A 20,331-nucleotide genomic window follows, 5' to 3' on the forward strand; every position below is an offset into this window, starting at 1 on the left:
CGAAGGCGGGAGGAGGCCCCTTCATTTCCGGCGACCCCATGTCCGACGACCATCAGCTCCCCAAGACTCGCACAGGGGAACCGCGCGCCTTTTTTGGCCGGCGTTCCGGAAAAACCTTGCATGGTGGCCAAAAGGCGCTGGTGGAGGATCTCCTGCCGAAGGTGGAAATCGGTCCAATCTCCACCCTCGACCCACATACGCTCTTTCCAGAAGCGCGCCGTATCGCCATCGAGATCGGCTATGGTGGTGGCGAACACCTGGCGCGCAAGGCCAGTGAAGAGCCCCACACCGGTTTTATCGGTTGCGAAGTCTTCACTGGTGGCATCGGCAAGATGGTGCAGGCCATCGCCGCCGGCGGTCTCGGCAACGTGCGCCTGTTCACCGACGACGCGCTGAAGCTCTTGATGGCGCTTCCGGAGGCCTCGGTCGATGCGGTCTATCTGCTCTACCCTGACCCGTGGCCCAAGACGCGGCATCACAAGCGGCGCTTCGTGTCCCGCACGACCCTGGATGAACTGGCGCGCGTCATCCGCCCTGGGGGCCACTTCTTCTTTGCGACAGACATAGAAGACTATGCCAACTGGACCCTCGCGCATATCGTTCGCGCGCCCCGCTTTCGGTTCGCAGCTGGGGCTCCAGGCAGCTGGCATCAGCCGTACCCAGGCTGGCAGCCGACCCGCTACGAGCACAAGGCCCGGCGCGAGGGTCGCATGAAAAGCTTCTACTTCACCTTCGAGAGGCTGGAGGGGCCGTGAGGATCGTCATCTACGGCGTCGGCGCTATCGGAGGCACGCTGGCCGTCAAGCTGGCGCGGGCCGACACGGAAGTGATCGGTATCGCGAGAGGCGCTCAGTTCAATGCCATCGCCGAGAAGGGCCTCAACTTGCGCACGCCAGCCGGCGACGAGCATGCGCGGTTTCCTGTCGTCCGCGATCCAACCGAGATCGCGTTCGCTCCGACCGACCTCATCTTTCTCACCATGAAGACACAGGACACGCTGGCGGCACTGTGCCGGCTGCGCGAGGCGGGCGTTGCCGATCAGGCTATCTTCTGCCTCCAGAACGGTGTCGCCAACGAGGAATTCGCCCTGCGCCTTTTCTCGAACGTGTTCGGTGTGATGGTTGTCATGCCCACGACATTCATCAAGCCGGGTGAAGTCGTTGATTTCTTCTCGCCGAAGGCGGGCCTCCTCGATGTCGGCCGCTATGGCCACGGCGACGACAAGGCTGCCCTTGCGTTCAAGAGCGTGCTCGACGCGGCAGGTTTTGCAGCATTCGTCCATAACGACATCATGCCGTTCAAATATGCCAAGCTGCTGATGAACCTCAACAATGCCGTGGACGCAGCATTCGGGGAAGAGGCTGGTCTCGAGCCCTACCTGATTGCCCTGCGTCAGGAGGCAGAGGCGGTTTATGCGAGCGCCGGAATCGTTGTGGCCGATCTCGACTGGGACGGGCGCAAACGGATAGCCCAATCGTTAGAGGTGCCCGGAGCCGATCGCGTCGGGTCGTCGTCTGCCCAATCACTGGCTCGCGGCGCATCTTCCATCGAGACCGACTACCTCAACGGCGAAATCGTTCGGCTGGGCCGCCTTCATGGCGTCCCGACACCCGTCAACAGCTACTTCATGGCTCTTGCGCACCGCCTGGTTAGCACGGGTGCCAGGGCAGGATCGGGCGATCTGGCGACGCTGAGACGGGAGTTGCCTCTTTAGGTTGGCAGCGCCCAGAGAAACAATAGCGGCAGCGGCGAGAAGAGCGTTCCGGAACTGGTAACCGGTATCCAGAAGAACACGAGGTGGCACCGAGGAAACTGCCCTGTTGAACCCCCTCCGGCTAACGTGGATTATGGGTGGAAAGGAGTCTTCCACATGTCCGTCAGCGTCAAGATCCTCGACCACCGTACCCGTGACCCACAATGTCCGTCACTATCGGCTCGAGCGGCCCAAAGGGTATCGATTTACTCCCGGCCAAGCCACCGAGGTCAGCATAGACAAAGAGGGCTGGCAGGATAAAAAGCGCCCCTTCACCTTCACCGGCCTTCCCGAGGACGACACGCTGGAATTCACCATCAAGAGCTATTTTGACCATTCGGGCGTCACCAATCAGCTCTGGTCGCTCGGTGCGGGGGATCGACTGCTTCTTAGGGACGTGTGGGGAACGATCCAGTATCGTGGCACGGGAACGTTTATCGCCGGTGGCGCCGGCGTAACGCCGTTCATCGCGATCCTGCGGCACCTCAACGCCACGGGCAAGATTGGCGGCAACCGGCTGATTGTCTCCAACCAGACGGAGAAGGACATCATCCTGCGGGAAGAATTCGAGGCCATGAAGGGTCTCGAAGTCGTCTGGACCGTAACCGCTGACCCAAAATCCAGGCTTGAGCAGGAGCGGATCGATGGCGACTTCCTCAAACGCCACGTTCCGGATTTCGGCGGAAACTTCTACCTGTGTGGTCCAGATGACATGGTTAAGGACTTGCGCAGTCTTCTCGACGAGGCCGGCGCCGATGTCGCCAATGTGACGTGGGAAAAGTAGACGCGGACCGCTGAAAAGCGAATGGCGCGCTTCCAGACTCCGCACCGTCTTTCGGCGGCCGACTTGCCAAAGGCCGCTGTCGGCGCTATATGGGAGCTACATCATTGCTCTCTGTTCGAGAGTGGGTGCCCTGACCGGCCCCGCTCTTTTTTGTTATCTGGATGTACATGGCTTTCGATCTCAGCGAAAAGCGCTATCTCAAGGAAAGCGGTCTCGAGGCCCGTATCTCGGCCATCGTCGAGCCGGTGGCCAACGATCTGGGCTATTCCCTGGTGCGGGTGAAAATCACGCCGGAGAACGGCTGCACGCTGCAGATCATGGCCGAGGACGAGCACGGCCGCTTCACAATCAACGACTGCGAAACTCTGAGCAAAGACCTCTCGCCCGTCCTGGATGTGGAAGATCCGATCGACCGCGAGTACCATCTGGAAGTGTCTTCGCCGGGCATAGACCGGCCGCTGGTGCGCAAGCGCGACTATGAACGCTACTTGGGCCACGAAGCCAAGGTTGAGCTTTCCGACATGATCAATGGTCGCAAGCGGTTTCGCGGCACCATTTCAGCGGTGGACGACGAGGGGGTGACCATCACCCTGCCTGATGCACCGGGCGGTACCAATGCAGATCACAAGCTGCGCTTTGGCGACATTGCCGAGGCCAAGCTGGTGATGACCGACAAGCTCATGGACATGGCACGCGCCGACCAGGAGCTGCACCCCATCGACGACGACGAGACCGAGACGGTCGAATACGCCGACGCCGACAATGACGACGACAACCTCCCCGAGGAGAAGAACTAAATGGCCGTTAGCGCGAACCGCCTTGAGCTGTTGCAGATCGCCGACGCTGTCGCTCGCGAAAAGTCGATCGACCGCATGGTGGTGATCGAAGCCATGCAGGACGCCATGGAAAAGGCCGCCAAGGGCCGCTATGGCGCTGAAACCGAGATCAAGGTCGAGATCAATCCGCGCTCTGGCGAAACCCGCATGTGGCGCTTGCTCGAGATCGTCGAGGACGTCGAGGAGCCGGCCCGGCAGGTGGAACTGAGCTACGCGCGCACCAAGTCGCCGCAGGCCAAGATCGGCGATTTCCTGACCGAGCCGCTGCCGCCGATGGAATTTGGACGCATTGCCGCCCAGTCGGCCAAGCAGGTGATCGTGCAGAAGGTGCGCGACGCCGAGCGCGACCGCATGTTCGAGGAATATACGGGGCGTGTGGGCGAGATCGTCAACGGCACGGTCAAGCGCGTCGAATATGGCAACGTTATTGTCGATCTTGGGCGTGGTGAAGCGATCATTCGTCGCGATGAACTGATCCCGCGCGAGATGTTCCGCTACGGTGACCGCGTCCGCGCCTATATCTACGACGTTCGCCGTGAGCAGCGCGGGCCGCAGATCTTCCTCTCGCGCACGCATCCGCAGTTCATGGCGAAGCTCTTCATGCAGGAAGTGCCGGAAATCTACGACGGCGTCATCACCATCCGCTCGATCGCCCGCGATCCGGGCAGTCGCGCCAAGATCGCCGTGACCTCCAACGATTCCTCGATCGATCCTGTGGGCGCCTGCGTCGGTATGCGCGGTTCGCGCGTGCAGGCGGTTGTGGCCGAGCTGCAGGGCGAAAAGATCGACATCATTCCCTGGACCGACAGCATTGCCGACCTCGTTGTGTCGGCGCTGCAGCCGGCCGACGTGGCGAAGGTCGTGCTCGACGAACAGGCCGAGCGTATCGAAGTGGTCGTGCCCGATGAGCAGCTCTCGCTCGCCATCGGCCGCCGCGGCCAGAATGTGCGTCTGGCGAGCCAACTCATCGGCTGGGATATCGACATCCTGACCGAGCAGGAAGAAAGCGAGCGTCGGCAGAAGGAATTCACCGAACGCTCGAGTCTTTTCATGCAAGCCCTTGACGTCGACGAGATGGTTGCCCAGCTATTGGCTTCCGAAGGCTTCTCCTCCGTCGAGGAACTGGCCTATATCGACAGCAACGAAATTGCCTCGATCGAAGGGTTCGACGAGGAGACGGCTGGCGAAATCCAAAACCGCGCCGCCGAATACCTGGCCGAGATCGAGCGCAAGTTCGATGACGAGCGCAAGAGCCTAGGCGTCGAGGACGATCTTTACGAGATTGCGGGCCTCAACGCCGCCTTGCTGGTGGCCCTGGGCAAGGACGACATCAAGACGGTCGAGGACTTCGCCGGCTGCGCAGCAGACGATCTCGTCGGCTGGACGGAACGGAAGGATGGCGAAACAAAGCGCTACGACGGCACCTTCAAGGACTTCCCCATTAGCCGGGAAGAGGCCGAAGACATGATCATGCAGGCGCGCGTCAAGGCCGGCTGGATCGCTGCCGAAGACCTCGAGACCAACGAGGGTGACGAAGACTTTGCCGAGGAGGAGGCGGTCTAAGGACCGCCTTCTTCGGGAGCCCCCGGTCTTGGCCCGGCGCGCGGACATGACGAGGACTTGTGCCTTGACCCGGAAGGAACTCCCGGTCGAGGCGCTGGTGCGCTTTGCGGTGAGCCCGGACGGACTCATCGTGCCGGACGTGGACGCACGCGCTGAAGGCCGCGGCGTGTGGATTACCCTCAGCCACGAGGCCGTCGCCGAGGCCGTGCGCAAGAAGGCTTTTGCGCGCAGCCTCAAGAGCGCAGTCGAGGTACCAGACGATCTGGCCGACCTCACCAAACTGCGGCTTGAACAGCGCCTCCTGTCGGCGCTGGGAATGGCGCGTAAAGCCGGGCAGTTCATCACCGGCGCGACCAAGGTCAGGTCGGCTCTCGAGGCCAACGAGGTGGTGGCGCTGCTGACCGCCAGCGACGCGGCCGAGGACGGTCGCAACAAGATGGCTGGGACCCTCCGGGCCCTCAACCACGCCCGGCGCGAGCAGGGCTTTGCCGGCGCCGAGGTGCCGCACTTCGAATTGCTATCAAGTGCGCAAATGGGTTTGGCACTTGGACTTGAAAATGTGATACATGCAGCCCTAACGACAGGGGCGGCAGCCCAATCGGCGGTGGAAAAGGCCAGAAGGTTGGCCCAGTACATCGCCCCAGCCAAGGATGAAACCACCGACCGCGCTGCGGTAAACGGTGTGCTTTTGTCCGCGGAACACGACGAAAGACGATAGGTAGTATGGCTGATAACGACGACAAGCGTTCTGACGATACCGGCGCCAAGAAGACGCTGACCCTCAAGGGTGGCGCCGGCCTGGGCAATCGCCCGGGCATGTCGCGCGGCCCGTCACGATCGACTGTGGTCGTGGAAAAGCGGACCCGCGTGGTACCCAAGCCCAATGCCGCTCCGGGTGCGAGCAGTGGCCGCCCCGGTGGACAGGGCCGGCCCGGCCAGGGCCGGCCGATGCAGCAGCAACGCGCACCGATGGGCCTCAGCGCCGCGGAAGCCGAGGCACGCCGCCAGGCGCTTGCCCAGGCTGGCGCCCGCCAAGCAGAAGACAAGGAGCGCTTTGCCGCCGAGGAAGCGCGCCGGATCGAGGACGACAACCGTCGCCGCCAGGTGCGCGAGGAAGCCGCGCGCCAGGAAGAAGAGCGTCGCCAGGCCGAGGAAGCCCGTCGGGTCGAAGACGGTGCCGAGCCAGCAGCGCCTGCCGAGCCGGAAGCGCCTGCCGCTCCCGCCCGCGAACCTTTCGTTCCTGCCAGCCAGCGAAATCCTGGTCCGTCCAGTGTTCGCACCGTGGCCGGACGTCCTGGCCAGTCGGCGCGGCCGCAGCGGTCCGAGCGTCCAACCGGTCGTCCCGGCGAAGGCGAGCGCCCCAGCTCGACCCGTCCCGCCAATACCCGCCCTGCGGGCTCGACCGGCACGCGTCCGGCGGGTACCGGCGCCCGGCCGACCGGTGACCGCCGTCCCGGCACAGGCATGGCGCCCATCGGCAACGTGCCTCCTGCCCCGCCCAGCGAGGCAGATGGCCGCCGGACTCGCACTGGTGCACCGCAGCAGCGTCCGACCACCGAGGCTGAACTCGAGAATGCCCGCCGCGCCAGCCGGGCCCAGCCGGAGCGCCCGACGCGTCGCGTGGACGACGGCTCCTCGCGCGGCCGCCTGACCGTTGCCAGCGCGACCACGGAAAGCGATCGTGATCGCGGACCCTCGCTGGCTGCCATGCGCCGCCGCCGTGACAAGAAGATGGGCCGCGGCGTTCAGGCGAACCAGCCCAAGATTAGCCGTGAGGTGATCATTCCCGAAGCCATTACGGTGCAGGAGCTCGCCAACCGCATGGCCGAGCGCTCGGTCGACGTGATCAAGGTGCTGATGGCCCAGGGCCAGATGGTCAAGATCAACGACGTGATCGACGCCGACACGGCTGAACTCATCGCCACCGATCTGGGCCACACGGTCAAGCGCGTTTCGGAAGCCGACGTGGAAGAAGGCCTCTTCGACCTTCCCTCGGACGACAAGGCAGAAGACTTGGCCAATCGTGCCCCGGTGGTCACCATCATGGGCCACGTCGACCACGGCAAAACCTCGCTGCTCGACGCCATCCGTGAAGCCAATGTCGTTTCGGGTGAAGCCGGCGGCATCACGCAGCACATCGGCGCCTATCAGGTCGAGAAGAACGGCAACAAGGTCACCTTCCTCGATACGCCGGGACACGAGGCGTTTACCGCCATGCGCGCCCGCGGTGCTCAGGCGACCGATATCGCGGTCCTCGTCGTGGCGGCCGACGATGGCGTCATGCCGCAGACCATCGAATCCATCAAGCATGCCAAGGCGGCCGGTGTCCCGATCATCGTGGCCATCAACAAGATGGACAAGCCGGAGGCCAATCCGCAGCGCGTCCGCACCGAACTGCTGCAGCACGAAGTGTTTGTGGAATCGATGGGCGGTGATGTGCTCGACGTGGAAGTGTCCGCCAAGACACGGGCTGGCCTCGACAAGCTGCTCGAAACCATCCTGCTGCAAGCCGAAGTGCTTGAGCTCAAGGCACCGCATGATGGCCGCGCCGAGGGCCTCGTCATCGAAGCCAAGCTCGATAAGGGCCGTGGCGCCGTGGCAACGGTTCTGGTGCAGCGCGGGACGTTGCGGGTCGGCGATATTGTCGTGGCCGGCACCGAATTCGCCCGTGTCCGCGCCCTGATCGACGACAAGGGCGCCCAGACCAAGGAAGCTGGCCCGTCGGTTCCCGTGGAGGTTCTGGGCTTTTCCGGTGTGCCGAGTGCGGGCGACCGCTTCTCGGTAGTCGAGAACGAAGCGCGCGCCCGTGAGGTCACTGAATATCGCCAGCGTGCGATCCGCGAGAAGACTGCCGGTGGCGGCGCCACCAGTCTCGAGCAGATGATGAACCAGCTCAAGGCCTCTGGCATTTCCAAGTTCCCGCTGATCATCAAGGGCGACGTTCAGGGTTCGGTGGAAGCGATCGTCGCTTCGCTCAACAAGCTCTCGACCGACGAAGTGTCCGCACAGATCCTGTTCTCGGGCGTGGGCGGCATCACCGAAAGCGACGTGACGCTGGCCTCGGCCTCGAACGCGATCGTCATCGGCTTCAACGTGCGCGCCAACAAGCAGGCCAACGACCTCGCCACCCGCGACGGTATCGAAATCCGCTACTACAACATCATCTACGATCTCGTAGATGACGTGAAGAACGCGATGAGCGGTCTGCTCGCTCCGGAACGCCGGGAAACCTTCATCGGCTACGCCAAGATTCTGGAAGTCTTCCAGATCACCAAGGTGGGCAAGGTCGCCGGTTGTCAGGTCACTGAGGGTATCGTGGAACGTGGCGCCGGCGTGCGTCTCCTGCGCGACGACGTTGTCATCCACGAAGGCAAGCTCAAGACGCTCAAGCGCTTCAAGGACGAGGTCAAGGAAGTTCAGACCGGTCAGGAATGCGGCATGGCCTTCGAAAACTACGAAGACATCCGCGCAGGCGACGTCATCGAGTGCTTCCGCGTGGAGACCGTGCAGCGCACGCTGTAACGCTTCCACCTCCGCCAGTCAAAGGGCGCGGCCCTGGCCGCGCCCTTTTCGTTTTGCGAGGCCGTCGGGGAGGCCTGAGGCCTCTTCACAGCAGGCCCCTGCTCTTCAGCTACTTTCGAGAGCACGGGAAATACCGCACGAGGCCAAGGGCGAGGCTCACGCGCCGCTGAGGGCGGTGACTGCCAACGGCAGAAAAGTGTCGTCCTCGTTAACTGGTGCTCGGAACTGGCGGACCTCAGGAGGGCAAAGAAAAGGCCCGCTCGGAGGAGTGAGCGGGCCTTGGGTCTGCCGGCGGCGGTGACTACGGTGATGGTGCCACCGGCGAACGCGAAAATGCTGTCAGTTGTAGACCACCACGCGCGTGCCCGTGGGAACGCGGGCATAGAGGTCGATGATGTCCTGGTTCATCAGGCGGATACAGCCCGACGACACATTGGTGCCGATCGTATAGGGCTCGGTCGTGCCATGGATACGGAACAGGGTGTCAGCGCCGTTCTTGTAGAGATAAAGCGCCCGCGGCCCGAGTGGGTTGGTCGGGCCTCCGTCCATGCCGTCGGCATAGGGGCCATATCGGTCAGGTTCGCGTTTGATCATGGCTTGCGTCGGCGTCCAGCGCGGCCATTGCGCTTTGCGGCCGATATAGGCGTTGCCACGGAATACCAGCGCCTCGGACTTGCCGACGCCAACCCCGTAGCGCAAAGCGCGCCCGCCTTCCATGACGAGATAGAGGTAGTGGTTTGGCGTATCGACCACAATGGTGCCGGGCTTTTCACCGGTTGGATCGGGCACTTCCTGACGCCACCACCGCGGGTCGACCCGCCGGAGATCCATGGCGGGAACCACATGCTCCCCGTCGATCATCTGACCATACATGCGCTGGTAGTAGGGGTCGATCACCGGCTCCTGGACGACCGGCTGGCGGGTGGTGGAGCAGGCTGCAAGCGCAGTGGAAGACAGGCCGAGCAGAAACAGGCGGCGGGAAATCAATACGGAACCTCTGGAACACACGAGTTGAGAGCGGCGGTCCGTGAGCCGGACGCGTTTGCAGCAGTTATTGCTTGAGGGGTTTAACGTGGCACGAACGGGGCAGTTCCTCGCCTCAATTTGATGAGGGCCGCCACAGTTGCCTAAAAGGCACAATTGGTTAACGATACGGAAAAGACCGGGCATGAGCCCGGCCTTTTCAACGCATGAATGTGCCTGCCTTACTCGGCGGCGTCTTCCTTGGCATCCTTGGCAATTTCCTTGCCGGTGGCCTGATCGACCACCTTCATGGAGAGGCGGACCTTACCGCGCTCGTCGAAGCCCAGGAGCTTGACCCAGACCTTGTCGCCTTCCTTGACCACGTCGGTGGTCTTGGCAACGCGCTGATCGGCCAGCTGGCTGATGTGCACGAGGCCGTCCTTGGCGCCGAAGAAGTTGACGAAGGCGCCGAAGTCCGCGGTCTTGACGACCGTGCCCTGGTAGATGGCATTGACTTCCGGTTCGTCGGTGATGGAGCGAATCCACTTGATGGCTGCTTCGATCTGCGAGCCGTCGGACGACGACACCTTGACCGTACCATCGTCTTCGATGTTGATCTTGGCCCCTGTCTTTTCGACGATCTCGCGGATCACCTTGCCGCCGGTGCCGATCACTTCACGGATCTTGTCGGTCGGGATCTTGAGGGTCTCGATGCGCGGAGCGAACTCGCCCACCTCACCGCGGCTCTCGTTGATCGCCTTGGCCATCTCACCCAGAATGTGGATGCGGCCGTCCTTGGCCTGTGCCAGCGCGACCTTCATGATCTCTTCGGTAATGCCGGCGATCTTGATGTCCATCTGCAGGGACGTGACACCCTCGGAGGTACCGGCAACCTTGAAGTCCATGTCGCCAAGGTGATCCTCGTCGCCGAGGATATCGCTCAGGACGGCATATTTCTCGCCTTCGAGGATCAGGCCCATGGCGATACCGGCAACCGGACGCTTCATCGGCACGCCGGCATCCATCAGCGCCAGCGAGGTGCCGCAGACGGTAGCCATGGAGGACGAGCCGTTGGACTCGGTGATCTCCGAGACGACGCGCAGCGTGTAGGGGAATTCCTCGATCGAGGGACGGATCGGGTTGATGGCGCGCCAGGCGAGCTTTCCGTGGCCGATTTCGCGACGGCCCGGAGACCCCATGCGACCCGCTTCACCCACCGAGTAGGGAGGGAAGTTGTAGTGCAGCAGGAAGTTCTGCTTGTAGGTGCCTTCGAGCGAGTCGATGAACTGTTCGTCATCGGCCGTACCGAGCGTGGCAACCACCAGCGCCTGGGTTTCCCCACGCGTGAAGATAGCCGAGCCGTGGGTGCGCGGCAGCACGCCAACTTCCGCCAGGATCGGGCGCACCGTCTTGGTGTCGCGGCCGTCGATGCGGCTGCCGGTGTCGAGGATGTTCCAGCGCACAATCTTGGCCTGGAGGTTGTGCACCACTTCACTCAGGGCCTCGGCGGCAACGTCACCAGCTTCGATCTTGGCAGCGAAGGCTTCCTTGACCTTGGCGTTGGCAGCGTCCACGGCAGCGTAGCGCTGCTGCTTGTCGGTAATCTGGTAGGCGGCGCGCAGATCGGCCTCGGCAATGCCAAGGACTTCCTTTTCCAGCTCCGAGTAGTCGGGGGCCGTGAAGTCACGCGGCTCCTTGGCGGCCAGTTCGGCCAGCTTGATGATGGCGTCGATGACCTTCTTGCCTTCGGCGTGACCGAACATCACGGCGCCCAGCATGATCTCCTCGGACAGCTCCTGGGCCTCCGATTCCACCATCAGCACGGCATCGGCCGTACCGGCCATGACGAGGTCGAGCTTGCTGTCGGCGCGACGGTCGACCGGCAGGTTCAACACGTATTCGCCGTTCACATAACCGACCCGTGCGGCGCCGATCGGACCCATGAAGGGGACGCCCGAAATGGTCAGCGCGGCGGAAGCGGCGACCATGGAGAGCACGTCAGGATTGTTTTCCATGTCGTGCTGCAGAACGGTGATGACCACCTGGGTCTCGTTCATGTAGCCGTCAGGAAAGAGCGGCCGGATCGGACGGTCGATGAGACGCGAGACCAGCGTCTCGTTTTCGGTCGGACGGCCTTCGCGCTTGAAATACCCGCCTGGGATCTTGCCGGCGGCGAAGTACTTTTCCTGGTAGTTGACGGTCAGAGGGAAGAAGCCCTGGCCCGGCTTTGGAGCCTTGGCGCTGACGACGGTGGCCAGAACCACGGTTTCACCCAGCGTGGCGAGGACGGCGCCATCAGCCTGACGGGCGATCTTGCCGGTCTCAAGGGTGAGGGGCTGGCCGCCCCAGTTCAGTTCCACCTTGTGGTGATCGAATTTGATCGACATGTGTTGTCTTTCCATTCTGCCGGAAGAGCGGGAACGCGGGAGAGGCAAGGCCCCGCGAACTCGACCGGTGTGCCCGCACCGGCGCCGCACCCCATGTGCGCGCCGGCTCAAAATCAGGCACGGGTTCTGTTTTGGCAGGACAGAACATGGGCAAGACAATGAGCCTCTCCGCTGCGGAAGGGGCTGATAATCCTGCCATGCTCCGGCACTGCCGGCCTTGAGAAACGCGGAACGGTCCGGCGCTTCGTTACCCCTAATGGGCGACCGGCGCGGAAGCAGAGCCTCCGCGCCGGCAAAACCTTGAGACTAGCGACGCAGACCGAGCTTTTCGATCAACGTCTTGTAGCGGTTCTCGTCCACCTTCTTGAGGTAGTCGAGAAGCCGGCGGCGGGTCGAAACAAGCTTCAGCAGGCCACGACGGGAGTGGTTGTCCTTGTTGTGGTCCTTGAAGTGCTCGGTGAGGTTCGCAATGCGCTCGGACAAGATGGCAACCTGGACTTCCGGCGATCCGGTGTCGTTGGCCTTGGTGGCGTATTCCTGAATGAGCTGCGACTTGCGTTCTGCAGTGATCGACATCGGGCAATCCTTTCCTGTTACAGGAGGGTGGCCGCCCCAGCCGGGATGTCGTCCAGGTGGGGCCAAGGTTTTGGCTTCGGGGGGGCAATACCCTGCCGAAACTGGGCCTCCCTATAGGACAAAAGCCCTCTCTTGGCCAGACTTTATTGAACGCGGGCCGGATCGTCGGGGAGCTCGGCGGCAAAGGCGGGATCGAGGGCGGCAAGCGGAATGACAAAGCGCCATCCAAAGCCATCGGCGTGAGGATCGCGCTCGACCGTCGCCTCGAGAGCGCCACCGACCATGGCGCGCAGCACCGTGGTTCCGAACCCCTCGGGGCCGGCCTCCTCGAGCGGGCGCGATAGGTGTTCGCGCCACTCCATCCGCAAAAAGCCCTCTTCCACCTGCCATGCGACATTCAGAAGGCCGCGAGGATCGGTAAAGGCGCCGAAGCGCATGGCGTTGGTGGCCAACTCGTGCAGCGCCATCCCAAGGATTTGCGCACCTTGCGGATTGATGCGAATGTCTTGTCCCGAAATGACGACCCGGTTGGGCGGATGGGGCAGGAACGGCGCCAGTTGCAGGTCTACCAATTCCCGCAGCGATACGCCGGCCCGCCCGTGGGCCAGCAGCAGATCGGTCGACCGCGCCAGCCCCATGATGCGGCGCTCCAGCGATTGGACATAGACGCCGATATCGCTGGTGCCGCGAGCTGTCTGCTTGGCCATGGCCGCGATGACGGCCATCTGGTTCTTGGAGCGGTGGGCCAGCTCGCGCATCAAAAAGCGGATGTCGCGCTCCGCCGCCAGACGCCGCTGAGAAGCCTCGGCAAGGGAAAACGATACGTCGGCAATTTCAGTAACAGGGTAAGAGCGGGCGTGAACGGCCTCTCCGCGACCAAGCCTCTGCGCGTCCCGCCGCAGGCCCAGCACCGATTGGCCAATCCGCTGTGCGATAAGAAAAGCCACCGCCGACGCCGCCACAGCCATCACCATTCCCCATGCCGCTAGCTGCAGCAGGGAATCCTGCAAGGGACGCTGCACCTGGGCGGCCGACGCCCAGGCCACAATGCGCCATCCCGTCAGACCCGAGCGCCATTCGGCAGTAACGACATCCTCGCCGCCGAAACGTTCCTGCGTCCACGCATCTGACCCGAGGCCAGGGCCTTCGCGCCGCAGCGGCAGATCGGCCCCAGTTTCCAGCTCCGGTCCGGTAGCGGCGATAATCCGGTTGTCACCATCGACGAGGGCCGCATGCCAGCCATCTGGCAGCTGGCGCGATTGCAATGCGGGCATCAGATTGCTGGCGTTTTGCGTCAGCCCCAAGAGGACTGCAGGGTCAGTCCCCTGTATCGGCAGCCAGACAGTGAATACATAGGCTTTGGCCACTTGCCCAAAAAACAAGCCTGAAGTGGTGGCGGCGCCCCTTTCCAGCGCCCGTGCCGGCGTCGTCGGATCCGAAGATTTGCCCAGGGCTCCGCCAAAAGGTACGCGGGTATTCAGCAGTTGCTGAAAGGAGTCATCCAGCGCCAGAAGGTAAGCGCCCGTACCTGCGAGCGCCTTGATGGCCCGATCGTAGAAGGTGGAAAGGTCGCCGTCCTGCATGGATTGGGTGGTGGAGAGCACGCGCAGGGTCGTGGCCATACCCGAAATGTCACGATCCACCGACTGCCCTATTGCCTGCACGGTTGCGTTCGTGAGCGCCCGCACCACGTCCTGCTGCGCATCATTGGAGCGGTTGAGCAGCACCAGTGCAACGGCGAGCGCTGGAATGAGGATGACGAGAACAAGGGCGAACAGGTACAGAGCGACCGGTCCAGACGGAGCCCGCCGCCCTCCGGCTGGTGAGCTTTTGGGCCCCTCGTCGGCCCTTGCGGCGCGTCCGTCCGCCATAACTCACCTCCGGATTTGCGATGTTTGGCGCAAACTATTGCGTCCAACGCAAACCGTTATGTTCTAGTACTTTGCGCTGGAGTCGCTGGCCGGAAAGCTCTCGTCTACCGCCTCGTCCGTCTTGTCCCAGTTCTTGGGCTTGTCCGCCATGGCGTCAGGACCGGCATTGCGGACCTGGACGGGCGAATCCTTCGGACCCGGTTTAGTCATGTCGCGATCAGCAGCGGCGGCGTTGTCAGCGTTTTTTTTCTGATTGGTCATGGCAGCATCCTTTCGCCCTTGGATGTGATACAACACACTGCCTTCGAGGGAGTTGCAGGCCGTAGCATCACGCTTGGCAGTCTGGTAAAGAGCCGCCATGACCGAGATGCAGACCATGACCGAGGCCCCGAAGCGGGTCTTTATCCGCACCTATGGGTGCCAGATGAACGTCTATGACAGCGACCGCATGGCCGATGCGCTGGCGCCGCATGGATACGAGCCGACGCAGGAGCTGGCCGAGGCCGATCTCGTGCTGCTCAACACCTGCCACATTCGGGAGAAAGCCTCAGAGAAGGTGTTTTCCGAGCTGGGACGCCTCAAGGAACTGCAGGGGGAAAAGCGCGCAGCGGGGGGCGACCTGATGATCGGCGTCGCCGGGTGCGTGGCGCAGGCCGAAGGTGAGGAGATCGCGCGGCGGGCGCCGGTCGTCGACATGGTGTTCGGGCCGCAGGCTTATCACCGCCTGCCCGACATGCTGGCCCGCGCGCAAAATCAGCGCCACATGCACCCGAGCTTGCGCAGGGCTGTCATCGACACCGATTTTCCCGAGGAAGACAAGTTCGCTCACCTCCCCCCTGCCAGAAAAGACGTGACGGTGGCGCGGGGCCTAACCGCCTTCCTGACGGTGCAGGAGGGGTGCGACAAGTTCTGCTCCTTCTGCGTGGTGCCTTATACGCGCGGCGCCGAAGTGAGCCGCCCCGTGGCGCAGGTGCTCGATGAGGCGCGGCGTCTGGTCGATGCGGGGGTGAAGGAAATCACGCTTCTGGGCCAGAACGTCAACGCCTACCACGGCGTCGATGCAGCGGGGCGTGACGTGGGGCTGGGCGAGTTGGCTTTTCTTCTGGCCGAGATCGCGGGCCTCGAGCGCCTGCGCTACACCACCAGCCATCCGCGGGACATGGACGACGGGCTCATCGCGGCGCATCGCGACCTGCCGCTCCTGATGCCCTACCTGCACCTCCCGGTGCAGTCGGGTTCAGACCGTATTCTCAAGGCCATGAACCGCAAGCACACAGCAGCCGAGTATCTGGCGCTGATCGAGCGGATCAAGTCGGCTCGCCCCGACATGGCCCTGTCCGGTGATTTCATCGTCGGCTTTCCGGGGGAAACAGATGCGGACTTCGAGGATACGCTGCGCATCATCCGCGATACGGGTTACGCCTCGGCCTATTCCTTCAAATACTCCACCCGCCCCGGAACCCCCGGCGCGACGCTGGACGACCAGGTGCCGGAGCCCGTCAAGACGGAACGCCTTGCGCGGCTGCAGGAGTTGGTGAACCAGCAGACAACGGCCTTCCACGCATCCTGCGTTGGCCGCACCTTACCGGTGCTGATCGAGCGGGTCGGGCGCATGCCTGGGCAGGTGGGCGGGCGGTCTCCCTATCTCCAAGCCGTCCATCTGGAGGGAGCAGTCGAGCTAATTGGTGGCATCCACGAGGTAGAGATTATCGGCACCAGCACCAATTCGCTGGTGGGACGATTGAGAAGCGCTGCGGCCGCCTAGCGGGTGGGTCGCGTGAAATGATCCTCGAAATATTCCACCATCTGCTCGAACCGCGGTTTGTCGCGCTCGGGGAAGCTGATCTCGAAGGCCGAAAAACTCTCGCGATCGGGGGAGAACAGCACCTTTGTGTAAAAGATGGTCTGCTCGCCAGTAAGCTCTGGTTGATAGAAACCTGACAGCACGAACCAGGAGGCGCCACCGGCCCGATAGGTAATCGTGCTGATGTTCTCGCCGCTTTCCAGGCGGGCCTCGAGAGCGTCACGCGTCATGCCGCGGGCCGGCCCGCCATAGAGGCTGAGTTTAGCCTCGCCCCCGATTTCTTCCAGGGACAGTCCTGGACGCGAGGGATTGTTCACGGGAGTGAACACGCCCACCGGCACCTGGGCGGAAAATCCGTAGTCACGGTCCACATAGGCCTGCCAGTTGTCGTCAATCCCCTGCGCAAGAACCGCACAAGGAACGGCCATGAGGGCCACCAGTGCCGAAGCGAACAGTGTGCGCATATCGAGGTCCTCCTGCCGATAACGTCACCCCAATGCTTCGGCGTCCCCTCTGTTCCCATCGTCGCACGGCGACAACACCGGTCAAACCGTCACAAAATATCTACAGACACGCGACCCAAATCGTCCTAGCGTCGTTACTGTCGATATGGCGCGTCGCGCCGTCCCTTTCCGGAGCCGAGAAAGTTTGAGCAGGCATTTGCCACCCACCGCAGACAACGCCCTCGCATCGCAACTCGAACTCGCCTTTGAAGATAATCGCCTGGCCGCCCAGCTATATGGCGATTTTGACCAGAACCTTGCCCTTATCGAACAGCGCCTTGCCGTGGCGGCCGCGCCGCGCGGCAACCACGTTTTGCTCAAGGGTGCGGCAAGCGCGGTCGATCAAGCCCGACGGGTGCTGGAGTCGCTCTATGCGACGCTGGAAGAGGGCCGCAGCGTCGACATCGGCGATGTCGATGCCGTCATCCGCATGGTGCAGACCGAAGATAGTCAACTGACGCTGCCTACCCTGGAAAGGAAGGGCCGGGTCCGTATGGCGCAGATTGCCACGCGCAAGTCGACCATTATCGCCCGCACCCCGGCACAGGACGCCTATATGCGGGCCATGGATCGCGCCGAATTGGTGTTCGGCATCGGCCCGGCGGGTACTGGCAAGACATATCTTGCCGTCGCGCATGCCGCCTCGTTGCTGGAGCGCGGCGACATCAATCGGATCATTCTCTCCCGGCCGGCGGTAGAGGCCGGCGAGCGCCTGGGTTTTCTGCCCGGCGACCTGAAGGAAAAGGTCGATCCTTATCTGCGACCACTTTACGATGCGCTCTACGACATGCTGAAGCCGGAAAACGTCGAGCGGTGCATCGCCTCCGGCATCATCGAGGTTGCTCCCCTCGCCTTCATGCGCGGCCGAACCCTCTCCAATGCCGTCGTCATCCTCGACGAGGCGCAGAATACCACGTCCATGCAGATGAAGATGTTCCTCACCCGCCTGGGCGAAAACTCCAAAATGATCGTCACTGGCGATCCGACGCAGGTGGACCTGCCGCGTGGCGAGAAGTCGGGCTTGGTGGAGGCTGTCAACCTGCTTGACGGCGTCGAGGGCGTGCACGTCTCCCGCTTCAAGGAAGCGGACGTTGTCCGGCACGCGCTGGTGGGCCGCATTGTCCGCGCCTACGAGCAGGAGACCGCCCGTCGGCTGGCGGAAAAGGAAGGCGATCGGGAGGGTCTTGCGCGGACATTGGGTACAATGCCGAGGACCTGAGCCGATACCAATGCCGACGCCCCCTCTTGAGATCGCCGTGATCCGCAATGCGGACGGCTGGCCCGAACACTTCGACGCTCTTGCCGAACGCGCGATCCTGGCCGCCCTGGCCGGTGCCCAGCCCCGCGTCACCGGTGCGGCGGAAATCTCGGTGCTCCTGACTGACGATGCCGAACAGCGCGAACTCAATGCCCAGTGGCGCGGCAAGGACGCGCCCACCAACGTTCTGAGCTTTCCTCAGATCAAGCCCTTTGCTCCGCTTGGGGGCCTTCTAGGGGACATAACGCTGGCGCGCGAGACGCTCGAGCGGGAGGCCGCAGAGCAGGGCAAGAGCCTCGAGGATCATTTCACCCATCTCGTGGTGCATGGATTCCTCCACGTTTTGGGGTATGATCACCTCGAAGAGGCAGAAGCTCTTCAAATGGAGAGCCTGGAAACCCAGATATTGGGAGGGCTAGGGATCGCAGATCCCTATGTGGAGGAGTGACGTGATAATGCGCAACTCCGAGCCCCAAATGGCATTCTCCGCCTTTTAAAGGACAGATGAGCCGCAGCGCGGCACGATACGATGACCGATAGCGACATAAGGGGTCCCCGGGTGCCCGATAATCCCGAACCTCCCTCTAGTCCCGCCCCCGCCGCGTCGCGGGGGCCGAGCCTGTGGAATCGCATCAAGGGCTTGATGGCCCTGCGCACGGTGTCCCTGCGCGACGACCTGCAGGTCGCGCTGGACGAGAAAGGTAGCGCCGAGACCGCCGACTTCACCGAGAGCGAACGGGCCATTCTCCAGAATGTGCTCAAGCTCGCCAGCGTATCCATCGACGACGTCATGGTGGAACGCTCCGACATCCAGGCGGTAGAAGCCGACATCAACCTCGGCACGCTGCTGGCCCGCTTCAAGCAGGTGGGCCACTCCCGTCTCCCCGTCTACGATGACGGGCTCGACAACATCCTGGGCTTCATCCATGTCAAGGACGCCCTGTCCAGGATCACTGAGCCTGTAGCGGACCCTGAGAAGGACGTTCCGGTCAAATTCGTGTCTGCTGCACTGCGCCAGAAGATCGGTAAGCTGGGTATCCTGCGCCCGGCGATGTTCGTGCCCACGTTCATGCCGGCGGCCGACCTTCTGCAGTCCATGCGGGCCAGCCGCACCCATATGGCGATCGTGGTCGACGAATATGGTGGTACCGACGGGCTCGTAACCATCGAAGACCTCCTCGAGGCCGTCGTGGGCGAGATCGAGGACGAGCACGACGAAACCGAACAGGCCATGATCCGCCAGATCGGGGACGATCTCTACGTGGCCAATGCGCGGGCCGAACTCGACGAGGTCAAGCGTGTCCTGGGGCCGGAATTCGACCCCAAGGAGTTCGCGGACGACGTTGAAACCATCGGCGGCCTCGTCTTCGACCTGGCCGGGCATGTGCCCAAGCGCGGCGAGCGCATCAATGGAATCGAGGGCTTCGAGTTCGAGGTCATGGCTGCCGACAGCCGGCGCGTCAAACGCCTGCGCATCCGCCGCAAGCGCGGGAGTGAACCTCTCGAAATCCTGGCAATAACGGATCAGTCCGGCGACCACACGCAGCAGGCGGCCGTATAGTGAGCCAACACAACTTCGTGGCGACGCAATGGCACTCTGTGCTGGCGGCCCTGCCGCCGGCCTTGCGCATCGCAGACGGTGACACGGTGGTCACCCGCACGCTGGACGCCGCAGGCGTCGACCACGAGGGTGTCGCGCGCGCTTACGGCGGCAACCCGATGAACGGCCCCATCCACGTGGCCGGAGCAATGCCGGGTGACAGTCTTGCCGTAGACATTTTGCGGATGACGCCCATTCGCACCCATGGCTGGACAAGGGGTGCCCTCGCCGCGCACGTGGTCGAGCCAGAACGCGCGCGGGACCTGCCTCCCCGCAACAAGACCGATTGGATCATCGACAGAGAAGCGCACACCGTTCGACTCGCCGAAGCGGTCCGTGGGCTTGAACATCTCACTCTGCCTTTTGAGCCGATGATCGGCTGCTTTGGCGTCGCTCCGGCAGGCGGACAGGCCATCTCAACCGCCACCAGTGCTCAGAACGGGGGCAACATGGATTACCGGGGCTGCCAGCCCGGCGCGCGCGTCCTGTTTCCTGTCGCCGTGGAGGGTGCGCTGTTTTTCCTGGGCGATTGTCATGCCATTCAGGGAGATGGCGAGATCGTCGGGACAGGTGTCGAGACGGCAATGGAGGTCGAAGTCCGGCTCAGCGTCATCAAGGACCAGCGCCAAACCTGGCCGCGGGGTGAAGACGCCAGCGGCATCTTCACAATGGGCAATGCACGTCCGCTCGATCAGGCGCTCCAGCACGCCACCACGGAAATGCTGGATTGGCTGACAACCGGCTATGGCTTGTCGGCCATTGCCGCGGGGCACCTTTTGGGGCAGGTCGTACGGTACGAGATCGGCAATGTATTCGATCCGGCCTATACGGTCGTTTGTCGGCTTGAAAACAGGTGGCTGCCGCCACGCCTATAGAAAAAGGCCGGCTCGTTCCGCCGGCCTTGAGCTTGC

The 20,331-nt window shown here is 63.0% G+C and carries 17 protein-coding genes and 1 pseudogene; 12 read left to right on the forward strand and 6 right to left on the reverse strand.

What is annotated here, in order from left to right; genetic code table 11:
* Positions 1-116 precede the first annotated feature (116 nt).
* From trmB to infB, 7 genes and pseudogenes are all read left to right on the forward strand, one after another.
* Positions 117-755, forward strand: a complete 639-nt coding sequence (trmB, locus tag IC608_RS13035) for a tRNA (guanosine(46)-N7)-methyltransferase TrmB (RefSeq protein WP_345890899.1) — start codon at positions 117-119, stop codon at positions 753-755.
* On the forward strand, positions 752-1,714 hold the full coding sequence (locus tag IC608_RS13040; protein WP_191776169.1) for a 2-dehydropantoate 2-reductase N-terminal domain-containing protein: 963 nt from the start codon (positions 752-754) through the stop codon (positions 1,712-1,714). Before trmB ends, IC608_RS13040 begins: the two co-directional genes overlap by 4 nt.
* Positions 1,715-1,907: 193 nt before the next feature.
* Complete coding sequence (locus IC608_RS13045) at positions 1,908-2,537, forward strand: ferredoxin reductase domain-containing protein (RefSeq protein WP_210316351.1); 630 nt, start codon at positions 1,908-1,910, stop codon at positions 2,535-2,537.
* A 167-nt stretch (positions 2,538-2,704) separates the two neighbouring features.
* The gene (rimP, locus tag IC608_RS13050) at positions 2,705-3,334 is read left to right on the forward strand and encodes a ribosome maturation factor RimP (protein WP_191776174.1); all 630 of its coding nucleotides are present in this window, start codon (positions 2,705-2,707) and stop codon (positions 3,332-3,334) included.
* Positions 3,335-4,936, forward strand: coding sequence for a transcription termination factor NusA (nusA, locus tag IC608_RS13055; protein ID WP_191776177.1), 1,602 nt, complete (start codon positions 3,335-3,337; stop codon positions 4,934-4,936). It abuts the gene before it with no gap.
* Between the two features lie 46 nt (positions 4,937-4,982).
* Positions 4,983-5,654 (forward strand): RNA-binding protein, encoded by a 672-nt coding sequence (locus tag IC608_RS13060; RefSeq protein WP_282567984.1) that lies wholly within the window; start codon positions 4,983-4,985, stop codon positions 5,652-5,654.
* A 422-nt stretch (positions 5,655-6,076) separates the two neighbouring features.
* Positions 6,077-8,458, forward strand: a pseudogene (gene infB, locus IC608_RS13065) (translation initiation factor IF-2); the annotation flags it as partial.
* A gap of 339 nt (positions 8,459-8,797) precedes the next feature.
* On the opposite strand, the gene IC608_RS13070 reads toward infB, so the two are convergent.
* From IC608_RS13070 to IC608_RS13090, 5 genes are all read right to left on the reverse strand, one after another.
* A complete protein-coding gene (locus tag IC608_RS13070) occupies positions 8,798-9,445 on the reverse strand; it encodes a L,D-transpeptidase (RefSeq protein WP_248306369.1) in 648 nt (215 codons plus the stop codon).
* 218 nt (positions 9,446-9,663) lie between these two features.
* A complete protein-coding gene (pnp, locus tag IC608_RS13075) occupies positions 9,664-11,808 on the reverse strand; it encodes a polyribonucleotide nucleotidyltransferase (protein WP_191776188.1) in 2,145 nt (714 codons plus the stop codon).
* Between the two features lie 306 nt (positions 11,809-12,114).
* Complete coding sequence (rpsO, locus tag IC608_RS13080; RefSeq protein ID WP_191776205.1) at positions 12,115-12,384, reverse strand: 30S ribosomal protein S15; 270 nt, start codon at positions 12,382-12,384, stop codon at positions 12,115-12,117.
* Positions 12,385-12,527: 143 nt separating this feature from the next.
* The gene (locus IC608_RS13085) at positions 12,528-14,255 is read right to left on the reverse strand and encodes a sensor histidine kinase (protein ID WP_191776208.1); all 1,728 of its coding nucleotides are present in this window, start codon (positions 14,253-14,255) and stop codon (positions 12,528-12,530) included.
* 63 nt (positions 14,256-14,318) lie between these two features.
* Positions 14,319-14,516, reverse strand: coding sequence for a hypothetical protein (locus tag IC608_RS13090; RefSeq protein ID WP_191776211.1), 198 nt, complete (start codon positions 14,514-14,516; stop codon positions 14,319-14,321).
* 97 nt (positions 14,517-14,613) lie between these two features.
* Between IC608_RS13090 and miaB the strand changes: the two genes are divergently transcribed.
* A complete protein-coding gene (gene miaB / locus IC608_RS13095; protein ID WP_191776215.1) occupies positions 14,614-16,020 on the forward strand; it encodes a tRNA (N6-isopentenyl adenosine(37)-C2)-methylthiotransferase MiaB in 1,407 nt (468 codons plus the stop codon).
* On the opposite strand, the gene IC608_RS13100 is transcribed toward miaB, so the two are convergent.
* Entirely contained in the window at positions 16,017-16,523 is a 507-nt protein-coding gene (locus tag IC608_RS13100; protein ID WP_191776218.1) for a hypothetical protein, read from the reverse strand. The two genes, miaB and IC608_RS13100, sit on opposite strands and share 4 nt — an antisense overlap.
* Before the next feature lie 145 nt (positions 16,524-16,668).
* Between IC608_RS13100 and IC608_RS13105 the strand changes: the two genes are divergently transcribed.
* The 4 genes from IC608_RS13105 (at position 16,669) to IC608_RS13120 (ending at position 20,295) form a co-directional block, all read left to right on the forward strand.
* Positions 16,669-17,781: a PhoH family protein gene (locus IC608_RS13105; protein WP_191776221.1), complete on the forward strand. Its 1,113-nt coding sequence runs from the start codon at positions 16,669-16,671 to the stop codon at positions 17,779-17,781.
* Between the two features lie 10 nt (positions 17,782-17,791).
* Positions 17,792-18,268, forward strand: coding sequence for an rRNA maturation RNase YbeY (gene ybeY, locus IC608_RS13110; protein WP_191776235.1), 477 nt, complete (start codon positions 17,792-17,794; stop codon positions 18,266-18,268).
* 195 nt (positions 18,269-18,463) lie between these two features.
* Positions 18,464-19,381: a hemolysin family protein gene (locus tag IC608_RS13115; protein ID WP_191776238.1), complete on the forward strand. Its 918-nt coding sequence runs from the start codon at positions 18,464-18,466 to the stop codon at positions 19,379-19,381.
* Complete coding sequence (locus IC608_RS13120) at positions 19,381-20,295, forward strand: acetamidase/formamidase family protein (RefSeq protein WP_191776241.1); 915 nt, start codon at positions 19,381-19,383, stop codon at positions 20,293-20,295. Before IC608_RS13115 ends, IC608_RS13120 begins: the two co-directional genes overlap by 1 nt.
* The last annotated feature ends 36 nt before the right edge of the window (positions 20,296-20,331 follow it).

It is taken from the genome of Devosia oryzisoli (assembly GCF_014837245.1).
GTDB classification, from domain to species: domain Bacteria; phylum Pseudomonadota; class Alphaproteobacteria; order Rhizobiales; family Devosiaceae; genus Devosia; species Devosia oryzisoli.

Excerpts from the sequence above, each read along its gene's own strand:
- rimP (WP_191776174.1), top strand. The coding sequence starts at position 2,705 with ATGGCTTTCGATCTCAGCGAAAAGCGCTATCTCAAGGAAAGCGGTCTC.
- nusA (WP_191776177.1), top strand. The coding sequence starts at position 3,335 with ATGGCCGTTAGCGCGAACCGCCTTGAGCTGTTGCAGATCGCCGACGCT.
- IC608_RS13060 (WP_282567984.1), top strand. The coding sequence starts at position 4,983 with ATGACGAGGACTTGTGCCTTGACCCGGAAGGAACTCCCGGTCGAGGCG.
- pnp (WP_191776188.1), bottom strand. The coding sequence starts at position 11,808 with ATGTCGATCAAATTCGATCACCACAAGGTGGAACTGAACTGGGGCGGC.
- rpsO (WP_191776205.1), bottom strand. The coding sequence starts at position 12,384 with ATGTCGATCACTGCAGAACGCAAGTCGCAGCTCATTCAGGAATACGCC.
- IC608_RS13085 (WP_191776208.1), bottom strand. The coding sequence starts at position 14,255 with ATGGCGGACGGACGCGCCGCAAGGGCCGACGAGGGGCCCAAAAGCTCA.
- IC608_RS13090 (WP_191776211.1), bottom strand. The coding sequence starts at position 14,516 with ATGACCAATCAGAAAAAAAACGCTGACAACGCCGCCGCTGCTGATCGC.
- miaB (WP_191776215.1), top strand. The coding sequence starts at position 14,614 with ATGACCGAGATGCAGACCATGACCGAGGCCCCGAAGCGGGTCTTTATC.
- IC608_RS13100 (WP_191776218.1), bottom strand. The coding sequence starts at position 16,523 with ATGCGCACACTGTTCGCTTCGGCACTGGTGGCCCTCATGGCCGTTCCT.
- IC608_RS13105 (WP_191776221.1), top strand. The coding sequence starts at position 16,669 with ATGGCGCGTCGCGCCGTCCCTTTCCGGAGCCGAGAAAGTTTGAGCAGG.
- ybeY (WP_191776235.1), top strand. The coding sequence starts at position 17,792 with ATGCCGACGCCCCCTCTTGAGATCGCCGTGATCCGCAATGCGGACGGC.
- IC608_RS13115 (WP_191776238.1), top strand. The coding sequence starts at position 18,464 with ATGGCCCTGCGCACGGTGTCCCTGCGCGACGACCTGCAGGTCGCGCTG.